The organism is Lutibacter citreus, from assembly GCF_003260195.1.
Classification (GTDB): domain Bacteria; phylum Bacteroidota; class Bacteroidia; order Flavobacteriales; family Flavobacteriaceae; genus Lutibacter; species Lutibacter citreus.
In genome coordinates this window covers 493,417-507,233 of record NZ_QEIH01000004.1, presented here as the reverse complement: position 1 = coordinate 507,233, position 13,817 = coordinate 493,417, and the positions used below count along the sequence as shown (strand labels likewise).

Annotated in this window: 8 protein-coding genes; 3 read left to right on the top strand and 5 right to left on the bottom strand. The window is 31.1% G+C overall.

Annotated features, from left to right (window positions below; all coding sequences use genetic code 11):
- The 5 genes from DAD81_RS10975 to DAD81_RS10950 form a co-directional block, all read right to left on the bottom strand.
- A complete protein-coding gene (locus DAD81_RS10975; RefSeq protein ID WP_111708299.1) occupies nucleotides 1-1,440 on the bottom strand; it encodes a sialate O-acetylesterase in 1,440 nt (479 codons plus the stop codon).
- 35 nt (nucleotides 1,441-1,475) lie between these two features.
- Nucleotides 1,476-3,614 carry a glycoside hydrolase family 3 N-terminal domain-containing protein gene (locus tag DAD81_RS10970; protein ID WP_111708298.1) on the bottom strand — a complete coding sequence of 713 codons (2,139 nt, stop codon included), beginning with the start codon at nucleotides 3,612-3,614 and terminating at the stop codon, nucleotides 1,476-1,478.
- Nucleotides 3,615-4,913 carry a glycoside hydrolase family 117 protein gene (locus DAD81_RS10965; protein ID WP_111708297.1) on the bottom strand — a complete coding sequence of 433 codons (1,299 nt, stop codon included), beginning with the start codon at nucleotides 4,911-4,913 and terminating at the stop codon, nucleotides 3,615-3,617.
- A 380-nt stretch (nucleotides 4,914-5,293) separates the two neighbouring features.
- The gene (locus tag DAD81_RS10955; RefSeq protein ID WP_111708295.1) at nucleotides 5,294-6,139 is read right to left on the bottom strand and encodes a hypothetical protein; all 846 of its coding nucleotides are present in this window, start codon (nucleotides 6,137-6,139) and stop codon (nucleotides 5,294-5,296) included.
- Between the two features lie 6 nt (nucleotides 6,140-6,145).
- Nucleotides 6,146-7,948, bottom strand: a complete 1,803-nt coding sequence (locus DAD81_RS10950; RefSeq protein WP_111708294.1) for an FAD-dependent oxidoreductase — start codon at nucleotides 7,946-7,948, stop codon at nucleotides 6,146-6,148.
- 179 nt (nucleotides 7,949-8,127) lie between these two features.
- Between DAD81_RS10950 and galB the strand changes: the two genes are divergently transcribed.
- Genes galB through DAD81_RS10935 form a run of 3 tightly spaced genes read left to right on the top strand, consistent with a single transcriptional unit; the run spans nucleotide 8,128 to nucleotide 13,702 of the window.
- Entirely contained in the window at nucleotides 8,128-10,611 is a 2,484-nt protein-coding gene (gene galB, locus DAD81_RS10945; protein WP_111708293.1) for a beta-galactosidase GalB, read from the top strand.
- 3 nt (nucleotides 10,612-10,614) lie between these two features.
- A complete protein-coding gene (locus tag DAD81_RS10940; RefSeq protein WP_111708292.1) occupies nucleotides 10,615-12,030 on the top strand; it encodes a 3-keto-disaccharide hydrolase in 1,416 nt (471 codons plus the stop codon).
- A gap of 16 nt (nucleotides 12,031-12,046) precedes the next feature.
- Complete coding sequence (locus tag DAD81_RS10935; protein WP_111708334.1) at nucleotides 12,047-13,702, top strand: sulfatase-like hydrolase/transferase; 1,656 nt, start codon at nucleotides 12,047-12,049, stop codon at nucleotides 13,700-13,702.
- Nucleotides 13,703-13,817: the final 115 nt, after the last annotated feature.

Below are 13,817 nucleotides of genomic sequence, written 5' to 3'. Positions count from 1 at the left end.
TTAATTATTATCAGCTTTAATAAAAGAATTCCAATTGTCAGTTCTAAAAGGAGAAGCAGGGTTACCACCGGTGTCAAATAGACTAGCTTCAAAATAGTTTGTCCATCCGTATCTAATTGCAACGGGTTTAGGTACTTTTTCGTGTGAAACTTCTACAAGAGGGATTCTTAAATGATGTGGTAGTTCCCACTGAATTTTTACTTTTGCATTAGCTCTATAAAATATTTTATCAGCTCCAGCAATCCAAAATTCATTTAAAGGTGTATTAGCAGGTGTTAATCCGTTTGGAGCATTTTGGAATTCTATAATTGCTTTATTTTCTTCAATTTTTAGATTTTTGAAATACGGACCACCATATTGAATTTTTGTAAAATTATATTGTTTATTTAAAGCCCAATACGCTAATCTTTGTCCAACCTCTTTCTTGCTTTTAGGATGAATATTCCATTGCTCACCAATATCACCAGTTGTAACCATTCCTGTATTTAATACCAGTTCCATAGTTTTTAATTGTGCTTCTATTATTGGTAAAGCATCTTTTTTGGAATAGTTAAATGGGCAAATTTGAACGTAATAAAAAGGGAAGTCTCCTTGGTTCCATAATTTGCGCCATTTTTTTATCATAGCAGGGAAATGATCCACATAATTTTTAGGATAGTTACTTACATTAGATTCACCTTGATACCAAAGAAATCCTTTTATTTTTAAACCAACCAACGGATTAATCATTGCGTTGTATAGAACTGTAGGAGATTTAAAGTTTACGTTTTGAGTTTCTAATTCATTTAAATTTACGTACCTAAAATTGTTGGTTAATAAGCCTTTATCCATCCAAGATTCAATAGCTGTACCACCCCAAGTTGTATTAATAATACCAACAGGAACATTTATACCTTTATAAATCTGATTTGCAAAAAAATATCCAATAGCACTAAAATCAGGTGTTGTATTCGGATTCGCTTTTTGCCAATTTCCCTTACAATCTTTAATAGGTGTTTTAGCGAAGTTATAATCTAAACGAAATTGTCTTATAAATTTATTAGAAGATTCTGCAATAGCTTTATTACTGCCCGTAACAGGTTCATTAAAATTCCCTTTTAACGTCATTTCCATATTAGATTGACCGGAGCAAACCCATATTTCTCCAAACATAATATCATTTAATATGATTGAGGATTTATTTGAAGAAATTTTAATTGTATGTTCTTTTAAATCAGCTTTAGGAACATTGAAAGCTATTTTCCAATAACCATTTTTATCTGATTTTGTTACAATTGATTTTGAATTCCATGAAGTATGTATATTAACGTCTGTAATTTTTTCAGTCCATCCCCAAATATAATTTTCCTCATTTTGTTGTAAAATCATATTGTCCCCAAAAAAAGGAGGAATTTTAAGTTGTCCAAATGAACTATTAATTAATAAAACATTTAGGAGCATGAGGTGAAAACTTTAAACTTATTCATTTTATGAATTTATTTGATATTGAATGTTTCTTCTAAACCGTTGTTAGAATTTGGACCAATCCAAACTTTAAATCTGCCTTTCTCTACTATAGGCTTCATGTTTTCATTTAAAACAGTTAAATCAGAAGTTGAGATTGTGAAATTCACCGTTTTAGTTTCGTTTTCTTTCAGCTTCAATTTTTTAAAACCTTTTAATTCTTTTATAGGTCTTGTGGTTGAGCCAACTAAATCTTGAACATATAATTGAGCAATTTCTGTACCTTCAATATTACTAATGTTTGTTATTTCGGCTGAAATAGTAATAGAGTCATTTTCTAAAATATCTTTAGAAGATATTTTAATGTTATCATATTTAAAAGTTGAATAACTCAAACCGAACCCAAATGGGTAGAGTGGAGCGGTAGACTCTTTTTTATATGAATTGTATTTTGGTCTTCCGCTATTTCTATGATTGTAATAAACAGGAATATGACCTGTAGCCGCTGGAAAACTAGTTGTTAATTTTGCAGAAGGATTCACATTCCCAAATAAAACATCAGCTAATGCATTCCCAGCTTCAGTTCCAGGATGCCAAGCTATTAATAAAGCGTTGGAGTTTTCTTTTTCAGAAGTTAAATTTAAAGGTCTTCCATTAAATACAACAGTTATAATTGGTTTGTTATATTTTTTTAAAGAACTAATATATTCACTTTGTTTATTTGGTAATTCAATACTAGATCTACTATTATTTTCGCCAAACATACTGTATTCCTCACCAACACAGGCTATAATAATATCGGTTGAAGAATTTACCTTATCAATAATCTTAATGTTATTTGGAGCGTTCTTTAAAAGCCCTTCAAAAGGAACAACCAAATCATCTTTATTCCCGTTTGATCTCCACCAACCAGATAAATTTTTCTCCTTAGAAAATGGACCAACAACAGAGATTTTTAAAGGCTTGTTTTTAATGGGTAAAATACTATTTTTATTTTCTAGTAAAACCATTGTTTCACTTGCTAATTTTCTAGCCAATAATCTATGTTCTTTTGTAAGTAAATCCGTTTTACTTCTGTTTTCATCAACATAAGGAGTTTTAAATAGTCCTTTTTTTAACTTTACATATAAAACTCTTTTAACGGCGTCGTTTAAAACATTAATAGCTATTTTTTCTTCTAACATTTTTTTAAACGTATTGCTTTTCATTTCAATATCAATTCCAGCGTTTAGAGCTTTGTAAGCTGCATCTATAGAGTCAGTAGCATAACCGTGATAAATTAATTGTTCAACAGCATCCCAATCGCTAATTACAAAACCAGGAAACTGCCATTTATCTTTTAAAATATTTCTTAAAGTTTCTTTATTAGCACTTGCTGGAACTCCACTAATATCATTAAAAGAACTCATAACAGTTAAAACACCGGTGTTTACACAAGCTTCAAAAGGTGGTAAATAAGTTTCGTGTAAGCTTCTTTTAGAAATTTCAGTATACTGATAATCTCTACCTCCCATTGAGGCACCATAACCAACATAATGTTTTAAACAAGAAACTAGTTTGTCTGGTTGAGAAACATCTTCACCCTGAAAACCTTTAACGGCAGCAATACCAAATTGAGTATTCAAAAAAGTATCTTCTCCGTAACATTCTGCAATTCTACCCCATCTCGGATCCCTTGAAACATCAATCATTGGAGCGAAAGTCCAATCTATACCTAATGTTGTAGCTTCCTTAGCGGCAATTGAAGCTGCTTTTTTTACCTTTAAAGTATCCCAAGAGCACGATTGTGCCAAACTTATAGGAAACATAGTTTTGTAACCGTGAATTACATCTTGCCCAAAAATAATTGGGATTCCAAGTTCAGATTCTTCAATAGCTATTTTTTGAAGTTTGTTTCTTACTGACGCATCGGTAATAAGTTTTAAATTCACTAAAATAGAACCTACATCACCGTTTCTAATTTCATTTTTTAAGCTATCATCAATTTTTTTAATAACTCTTTGTTGCAATTGACCAATTTTTTGCTGAAAAGTCATTTGGCTAAGAATACTATCAATTTTAGTATAAATAGCAACGTCTTTTTTTGAGTTATTTACTAATTCAGTTGAGTTTTTACAAGCGAATAAACTAATAAATAAAATTAAAGTCAGGCTTTTTTGAAAGTTCTTCATCTATTTGTTTTCGTTTAAAAGAGCTTCATTTTCTTTTGAAATGCGTTCACGTTGTTTTTTGCTTAAACCATATTTAAAAAATAAATCATTTGGTAATAAAACATTTGATCTTTTTAAACTTGGATCGTTTGTTTTCTGACTTAAATCACAATCAAAACGACCTAATTTAGAATACATTTTATTCCAATCATTTCCTGCATTTATAAAATGAGATAAGCCCCAAGTTATTCCATCTGCATTTTTACTATCATTAAAAGCATCTGGAGAATAAGGACCACCAGCAGTAGGTAATAGTTTAGTGGTTGAAGCTACTTCAAAATTTACCCAATCTTTAGCGTATTGAATGGTGAAATGTTCTATTCCATCAGTTCCAACTACTGCAGCAACACCTTCTTTAAAAGGAAATAAAAAGGTTTCGTGACCTGAATTAATTATTGGGTTTAAAGGGTGTTTTGTAAATGGGCCTTCAGGAGAATCTGCCGTTGCAATTCCCCAACAATCCCAATGTTTTCCGTTTGCATCACGCTCACCTAATCCAGATTTATAATAAATATAAATTTTTCCATTATGTACTAATGGAAATGGATCGTGGATAACTCTGTGATCCCATTCATTTTTTGCTCCAAACGGAATTACAACTTCATTTAACGAAGTCCAAGGACCATCAGGTGAATCTGAATAAGACATAGCAACTGGGCAAGCGTCAGAACCACCTCCATCTGAAGGCTTTCCGCTAGGAACACTAAAAGCTTGATAGTATAAGAAAAATTTCCCTTTCCATTTTAAAATATCTGTAGTTGCAACCGATCTATGTCCTGGAGTTGGTTTTGGAGGACGCGGAACAGCCAAGCCTTGTTCTTCCCAAGTAAATCCATCTTTACTAGTTGCGTACCAAATTTCACATAAATCCCAATCCGCTGAAGGAATAGTATCGTTACATTTGGGGTATCCTTGTGGTTTTGTAGCGGTGTTTCTATGTGTGTACCAAACATAATATTTTCCATTTTCAAAAATTACTTTTGAAGGGTCACGTCTAGTTATAGTTCCATCACCATTGTTGTAATCAAAACCTTTTAATTCGGTATATCTAAAGTTAGTATACAACTCATTATCCAAAATTCTTGGAGCCTCATAATGCTCAAAACTTCTTTTCATTGCAGAACTTAACTCGCGGTCTGGTTCTAAATTTTTTAGATAAAGAGGGAATGCCTTTTGTTCATTTGGACTGGTTTTTTTTTCTGTATTTGTTGTGCAAGAAATAACAAATACACTTAGTAAAATTTTAAATATTAATTTCATGTTACTTTAAGTTTATAATAAGAGCGTAAATTAACAACCGTATTTTCAATTTTATTAGAGTTTATACTTTTGTTAGAGTCTTGTTCTTTTTTGATGATTGAAAATTTATTTAAGGTTATTTTAAAAGAGGATAGTTTATCTTCAACTTGTTGCAAAATCTTTTTATTCCTGAAAAAAGCAGGAACTTTAAATAGTACATTTATGAATAAGAAAAAAGGGATGTTAACCGTTTTCATTTTTTTAATTTATTCACCATAAAAATAAGGTTTAAAACACTGTTTAAATTGTAATTAAATTATAATGGTAACTATTAAATTATATGTTACTTATATTTTTTAATTCTAGGTTGAATTCTCATTGAACTAGTAAAAAGATATTTATCAATTTAAATTTTCTATTAGTACAGATTTTGAGTTTTCATCTAAAAAGCTCCAAACATTTTTTAATTTTTGTTTTGAAATTTCATCCTTAAAAATGGATTGAGGCAATGCTTTTGAAATATAAAAATTCACCAAGCTATGTTTCTTTTTCATGATTTTTAAAATTAAATCAAATTGTTCAACATAATCATCATCTTTAAGTTTTTGTAAAGCAAACAAATTGGTGTTTCCATTTTCTGAATTTAACAGTTGTAATTTAAATTTCTCAGAGTAATTAGAATTTGTATATTCTTTTAATTGCTTTTTAATAGTTCCATTAATTAATTTCCAAAGTGTATGAGTTGAGTATAAAGCACCTTCTACAGCTTCTTCTTTAATAGTCCGTTTAGTAGCTCCAGAAACTCCGTCAATTTTATCTGATTTTCTAAATTTATCTTTTTCAATAAATGCCCCAACATGCTTTTTTCCAATTACAGAATAATTGTCTTTTAGTGTTTTTAAAAGTTTACTGTAATCTTCACTTGTAAAATTAATATGGTCATTTTTGGTGAGTTGTTTTCCTGGAATTGTATCGAATTTTTTTAAATTCCCTGCCAAATCCCAGTATACTTTTAAATTCACAATTCGGCATAAAGTATCACTACAAACACTAGTTTCTATTTTACTATAATAATAAGCACCTTCTGTTTCAGTTTCGCAGAAATAAACATCATTAATAAAAACGCCATCTAAACTAGGAAGCTCTAATATTTTAGAGCAATTAGGGTTGGGTTTATTTTTAAATGAAGAAAATATTCCAATAATTATTATAAAAATCACAGATAGTTTTAAAATGGTATTTTTCATAAATAATTAATTGTTTTGAGATTGATTAGAAGAAGAAAGAACTAGCTTCATATATTCATTTAAATGTTTTTGATAAACGGCTCTAGGTGTTGTTTTATATTTCTTGCATATAGAGGCTGCATAGCCAACAGCAGCCCCCATTTGGCCTGTTGTAAGCATAACTCTAGGCCCTCCAAGGCCAATGTGTGAACAGCTAAAATCTCTACCGGCCATAAATAAATTATTAATATTTTTTGAGTATAAAGATCTGTAAGGTAGTTTATAACCAGAGGTTCTAAAGAACAAGGCTTCAGAAAGGAAATTAGGTTTTTCAGGGTTGTTTAAGTTTTGTTGGTAGTGAACATCAACAGATCTTTTTTCTAATACAACGGCATCTTTAAAATCCACCTGATTTTTCACATCATTTAATGTGTAAATATAATCTCCAATAAGTCTTCTAGATTCTCTTTTACCAACTAAAGAACTTACCCATTTTAAGGCTAGTTTTTCATTACCTATTTTTTGTTTTTCATTATAAAATGAACCAAAAATAGCTTTTAGCATATGATCTCTTATTTGTTCAGCATCATCTATTTGACTTAAATCATTTCTAGAAAATTCCCATTGCCATTCTCCGTTTACAGCCGCATAGTCTTTAGCAACTTCAATTGCCCAAGGAACTTTAGGAAAGGAAGTTACCGTTTCAAGTTTTTTACTTCTCCATAAAACAGAAGAACCCATCACAAAATTATCTGCTTTTTCAGGACTCCACAATTCACCGTGAGTTTCCCAGCCTTCATTAAAAGTAGATTTGCTTTCACGACCATACATAAATTTGGCTCCTGTCCAAAAACCAATCCAGCCATCACCAGTAGAATCAACAAATAAAGGCGCTTTAAATCTTATTCTTTCAGAGGTACTTGTATGCTTTGCATCTACATATTGAACGGTATTATTTATAGATACCGCATCATAAGCTCTCCAATTAAGGTAAAGGTGAATGTTTTTATAGGATATCATATTTTTCATTCGCTTTTCATCATCGTCATATGCTTCAGGTGATCCATTTGGGTAATGATCTGTATCAATCATTTTAAGAATACGTTCAAAATAACCATAAATGCCTTCGGTGTGTACTCTAATTTCACCACTTGCATTACCTCCCAAAACTGGTCTGTCATGAATTAAGGCAACCTTTAAGCCTTTTTCTGCAGCACTAATTGCTGCAGCGCAACCAGCAATTCCACCTCCAACAATAACTAAATCGAAATTTTCAGTTTTATTAGGCGATTTTGTTTGTTGAAGCATTTTATTTCTCCACTTTTTTAATTCATTTTTTTTATTAGGCGGAGCAATATTTTTCGTTGAAAAATAAATAGCATCGCATCTTCCGTTGAAACCTGTTAAATCTAGAAGTTCAATTTGGGCTTCTTTTTTGTTAAAATTATACTGACCAACATATTCCCAGTTCCAGTTTTTGTTAGTTCCTAAAACTTTAGGAAACGTTTTTTTTTCAATTTTTAATTTAAATTTACCAGGAGCTTCCCAGTTTCCAGGAGCCCAATTTATAGTTCTAACCCATAAATGATAATTTCCTTTTTCCTTAATTTTTATAATTGTTTTAGCATTTTTAACAGGTTTTCCAATACCGTGGGCCATTAAATAAGGAGACCCCATTTGTTCTACAAATTGAGGGTCTACTACCCAACCTCCTTTGTTAGAAAAGTTTTCTGTTTCAATAAGAAATTCTTGAGAGTATAATTGAAAGCCAAAAAGTAAAATACTGAGAAGAGTAATTATAGGTTTAAGACATTTGTTTTTTTCTGTCATTTTATAAGGAAGTTTTATGACATAAAATTAAGGTAAATAAAGGTTTAAAATGTATGTATTGTTTTAAAAGGTAGAACATATGTTTTTTTGAGTAAAATAGCCGATGGATTTTTTGAGAGAAGCAATAGTTTAAATTATATTTACCTTGATTAATCATTTTCCAAAAAATATATATAATTATGAATTTACTAAAATTGTATAACCTGCTTTTTATGCTGGTTTTTGTTGTTGTTTTTAATTCCTGCGATTCGAAGGAAATTAATTCGGTTGAAGATCAAAATTTCAACAAAGATTGGTTGTTTCAAAAGGAAGCTCCTGAAGAAGCAAAAAACATAGTTTTTGATGATGCTGGTTGGAGAAAATTAAACTTACCACATGATTGGGCAATTGAAGGCCCTTTTGATAAAAAATACAATGCTAGAACTGGAGGTTTACCAGTACACGGTATTGCTTGGTACAGAAAACATTTTACTGTAGATAATAAATTTAGTCAAAAACAAATTTCTATTGAATTTGATGGCGCTATGAATAATGCTAAAGTTTGGTTGAATGGAGAATATGTTGGCGAAAGACCTTATGGTTATATTGGTTTTGAATTAGATTTAACAAAGTATATTAAATTTGGTGAAGATAATGTAATAGCAGTTCAATTGTCTCCTGAAGATTTGGCTGCGCGTTGGTATTCTGGAGCTGGTATTTATAGAAATGTTCGTTTAAAAATGAATAATTCAGTACATATTCCACAATACGGAACTTATATTACAACACCTAAAGTAACTTCAAAATCTGCTGAAGTTAGTATTGAAACTAAAATTAAAAATGCCGGAACTTCAGTTTCAAAAGCACAATTACAAACAAGTGTTTTAAATGCTGAAGGAGTTGTAGTAGTTGAAAAATCTTCAGAAATTACAGTTAATTCAAAGTCCGAAGAAAAAATAAACGTTTCCTTAAGCGTTGAAAATCCAAACTTATGGGGTATTAAAAATCCTGTTTTATATACTGCAATTAGCAAAGTTGTTGTAGATAATAAAGTTGTTGATGAATACGAAACTAAATTTGGAATTAGAACCATTGAGTTTGATAAAGACAAAGGGTTTTTATTAAATGGAAATGCTGTTGAATTGAATGGTGTTTGTATGCATCACGATCAAGGGCCATTGGGTACGGCTATTAACTTTAGAGCAAAACAACGCCAGATGCAAATTATGCAAAGTATGGGAGTGAATGCTTTACGTACAAGTCATAATCCACCTTCACCAGAAATATTAAAAGCTTGTGATGAATTAGGAATTGTAGTAATTGTTGAAGCTTTTGATGAGTGGAAAATAGGGAAAGTGAAAAACGGTTACAATAAGTTTTTTGATAAATGGCACGAACGTGATTTACGTGATATGATTAAACGTGATCGCAATCATCCATCGGTTATAATGTGGAGTATTGGTAACGAAATTTTAGAGCAAAGTAAAAAAGATGGTTGGAAGATTACCAAAGTATTAAATGATATTTGCCATGATGAAGATATTACACGACCTACAACGGTTGGGTTTAATTATTATCCAGCACCATTTACAAATAAATTAGCTTATGAAGTTGATATAGTTGGAATGAACTATTGGCCAGAAAATTACAAAGAAATTTTAGAAGCAAATCCTGATATGATTTTATATGGTTCAGAAACTTCATCTTTAACAAGTAGTAGAGGTGTGTATCATTTACCAATTGAATTTACTGAGAGACATTCAACAAATCACGTTTCAAGTTACGATGCAATTGTTGGACCACCTTGGGCATATGCTCCAGATGTTGAGTTTGATGCGCAAGAAAAAGAGCCAAGATCTTTAGGTGAATTTATGTGGACAGGTTTTGATTATATTGGAGAACCAACCCCTTATGGAGGTAGAGATAATTCAACACACGGATATTGGAATGATGATTGGCCTTCACGTTCTTCATATTTTGCTCCAGTAGATTTATGTGGTTTTCCAAAAGATAGATATTACTTGTACCAAAGTCAGTGGACTACAGAACCAATGGTTCACGTATTACCACATTGGAATTGGGAAGGGAAAGAAGGAGAAACTATCCCTGTTTATTCCTATACAAATTGTGAGGAAGTTGAATTATTTGTTAACGGAAAATCATTTGGTAAAAAAGTAAAAGGAAAAGATTTTACTATGATTCCTGCAGAATATCATGAATTTGATAAAGGAATGTATAAATCTAAATACCGTTTATCTTGGAACGTACCTTACCAACCTGGAAGTATAAAAGTTGTTGCATATAACAAAGGCAAAGAAATTGTAACTAAAGAAATAAAAACTGCAGGAAAACCAGCTAAAATTAGTTTGGTTGCTGATAGAAGTGAGATTGATGCAGATGGAAATGATTTATCTTTTATAACAGTAAAAATTGAAGATAAAGATGGAAATATGTGTCCTTTATCTGATAATTTAGTAAACTTTGATATTCAAGGAGAAGGTGTTTTAGCAGCAGTTGGTAATGGTGATCAAACATCATTAAAATCATTTCAGGCTTCAAATAGAAACGCTTTTAACGGTATGTGTTTACTAGTTGTGAAATCAACTGAAAATTCAGGATCCATTTCAATTAAAGCTAATTCAAAAGGATTAGAAGGTTCAAATATTTCAATAACAACCAAGTAAATTATGATATTTAATAAAGTAAAATCATCAATAACGATAGCATTATTAATTCTAGTTTTTACAATTAATGCTCAAGAAAGTAAGCGATTGTATTTAAAAGATAGGTTACATGATGTTACTAGAGAAAAACCAGTTAGAGTAATTCCAGGTAAGGGAACAAGAACAGCACCACCATCAGACGCAATTATTCTTTTTGATGGAAGTAATTTAGACGCTTGGAAACCTAGTAACTTCAAAATAATTGATAGTTCATATATGGTTGCAGGCAAAGGTGGTCTTTCTTCAAAACAAAGTTTTGGGGATATGCAAATGCATCTTGAATGGAGAGTGAATGATACTTTAAAGCCTAATGGACAAAAAGGAAATAATAGTGGTATTTACATTATGGGTAAATTTGAAGTCCAAATATTATCAAGTTTTGTAAATGAAACGTATGCAGATGGGCAAGCAGGTGCAATTTATGGTCAATTCCCACCACTAGTAAATGCTTCAACTCCTCAAGGTAATTGGAATAGTTACGATATTATATTTAAAGCTCCTGTTTATAAAAATGGTAAAATGAAAGAAAAGGCTTGTATTACTGTTTTGCATAATGGTGTATTGGTTCAGAATAATCAAGTATATGAAGGACCAACTTTGTATAGAAAGGTAACTTCTTATCCTGATAATATGCCAGAAACAGCTCCAATTTATTTGCAATACCATAATGATCCTGTTGAGTATAGAAATATATGGGTAAGAGAAACAACTGAGCAAAAACAAACTGAAAAGATTGTTTGGGAAAATCCTTTTCCAAAAGATGGTTTCGGTACAGTTTTTACAACGTCTGAAAAAGAGAATGCAGAAGGTAACAAACATTTTGAAGTAAAAGAGAATAGTATTGAAGTACTTCAGAAATGGAAAGGAAATAAAGCGCCTTTTGCAATAATAACCACTAATAAAGAATATAGTAGTTACAATTTAGAGCTAGAGTATAAATGGGGAGAACGTAAGTTTGAACCTAGAGTTGAAGCAAAACGTGATGCTGGTATTTGTTTTCATATTCAAGGAGAGAAAAAAGTATGGCCAGTATGTTTAGAATGTCAAATTCAAGAAGGTGATACGGGTGATTTATGGGTAATAAAAGGCCCAAAAGTAACTGTGGTTGAAGGTGATGGAAAAGAGAAGGTTCTAGACTCAAAAGTAAAAGCATATTTTCAAAATGTAAAATATAAAAACTATGAAATTGAAGGATGGAATGCCGTTAGAATTGAAGTAAGAGGTTCAAAATCGGCTAAATTTTATGTAAACGGACATTTAGTGAACGAAATTAAAAACCTTTTTGATGCGAATGGAAATCCACTAACTAAAGGAAGCATTTCTTTACAAGCAGAAGGTGCTGAACTTACCTATAGAAATATTAGAATACAAGAATTATAATAAAATTTTAAATAAAATGAAAAATAGAATACTAGTACTTGCATTTTTTTGCAGTCTAATTTTTAATGCATTATATGCGCAAGAGCGTCCAAATATTGTTTTTGTTTTAACAGATGATCAACAATATGGGTTAATGGGGTGTGATGGGAATTCCATTGTACAAACTCCAAATTTGGACAAAATGGCAAGTGAGGGTGTATTGTTTACAAATGCTCACATTACAAGTGCCATTTGTACCCCAAGTAGAATTTCAATATTGTTGAGCCAATATGAACGTAAACATGGTGTTAACTTTAATTCGGGAACAAGTATATCTGATGAAGGTTGGGCACAATCTTACCCAATGGTTATGCGTAGAGAAGGTTATTTTACGGGTTGGGTTGGTAAAAATCATGCTCCTATTGGAGACGGTGGTTATACAAGTGGACTTATGGAAAAAAGTTTTGATTATTGGTATGCAGGTCACGGGCATTTAAGTTTTTACCCAAAAGATCGTCATAAAATATTTAATGATGCTATTGCATTTACGCAACCCGAAATTATAAATGAAGGTGTAGATGATTTTCTTGATCCAAACGCCAGAAGTTTAAAAGGTGCAATTAAGTTTTTAGATGAAAGACCTATGGATAAGCCTTTTATGTTGTCAATAAATTTCAACTTACCTCACGGTGCTAGTACTGGTACTATGAAAATGAAAAAAAATGATGATGATATTTACAAAACATTATATCGGGATTTAGATATTCCGTTACCACCAAATTACATCGCAAGAAAGGACATAAAAACCCCGAAATTACCAGCGGATTTATTAAAAGCAGAAGATAGACAAACGGGATATAATTATGTAGATACTCCTGAAGGAACAAAGGAAAGATACATACGTCAATTACAAGCTATGACTGGTATTGATCGTTTGGTTGGTAATTTAAGAAAAAAGTTAAAAGATTTAAAAATTGAAAAAAATACTATAATTATTTTTGCCTCGGATCACGGTTTATTTATGGGTGAACAAGGTTTAGGAGGAAAATCTTTATGTTACGAAAAAACAACACATATACCTATTATTGTTTTAGATCCTAGATTGAAGAAAAAACAAAGAGGGTTTAAAAGTGATGCTTTGGTACAAAGTATAGATATTGCAGCAACAATGGTTGCAATGGCAGGAATTGAAAAACCAGCTTCTTTTCAAGGGAAAGATATTTCAGCATTAATTAGAGGTGAAAAAGCAGAGGTTAGAAAATATGTATATACTGAGAATTTATGGTCTACTCATTTTGGAAATCCACGATGTGAAGCTGTTCAAGATAAAGAATGGAAATATATAAGATATTATAAAAACAACAATTTTTCAGCTACCAAAGAAATTGAAACGGCTAAAATGTTGGGTATTCCTGTAAATAAAATGTTATATGCCGTTCACGATCCTGCAATTGCAGTTTATAGAGGTTATATTGATTCTCCATTAGAAGGTGAAAAGCCGGTTTATGAAGAGTTATACAACCTTAAAAATGACCCTGCTGAATTACATAATTTGGTTGGGGATTCAAAAAATAGTGAGATTTTAGAGAACTTAAAAAAAGTTTGGAAAACAGAAATCACAAATGCTAGAGGAACAGGAAATCCAAAAGTGTTAAGATATACAAATGATAGTCATCCAGATGGAGGGCATTAATAATTGAAATAAAATATGTCATTTTGAGTGAAGCTTAGCGTAATCGAAAAGTCTATTTAACGGATTAAAGATTCTTTGTTTAATTCAATTATTAAATCCGTCATTCTGAACTTGT

Coding starts and splice junctions, on each gene's coding strand:
- galB (WP_111708293.1), top strand. CDS start 8,128: ATGAATTTACTAAAATTGTATAACCTGCTTTTTATGCTGGTTTTTGTT.
- DAD81_RS10965 (WP_111708297.1), bottom strand. CDS start 4,913: ATGAAATTAATATTTAAAATTTTACTAAGTGTATTTGTTATTTCTTGC.
- DAD81_RS10935 (WP_111708334.1), top strand. CDS start 12,047: ATGAAAAATAGAATACTAGTACTTGCATTTTTTTGCAGTCTAATTTTT.
- DAD81_RS10970 (WP_111708298.1), bottom strand. CDS start 3,614: ATGAAGAACTTTCAAAAAAGCCTGACTTTAATTTTATTTATTAGTTTA.
- DAD81_RS10940 (WP_111708292.1), top strand. CDS start 10,615: ATGATATTTAATAAAGTAAAATCATCAATAACGATAGCATTATTAATT.
- DAD81_RS10955 (WP_111708295.1), bottom strand. CDS start 6,139: ATGAAAAATACCATTTTAAAACTATCTGTGATTTTTATAATAATTATT.
- DAD81_RS10950 (WP_111708294.1), bottom strand. CDS start 7,948: ATGACAGAAAAAAACAAATGTCTTAAACCTATAATTACTCTTCTCAGT.
- DAD81_RS10975 (WP_111708299.1), bottom strand. CDS start 1,440: ATGCTCCTAAATGTTTTATTAATTAATAGTTCATTTGGACAACTTAAA.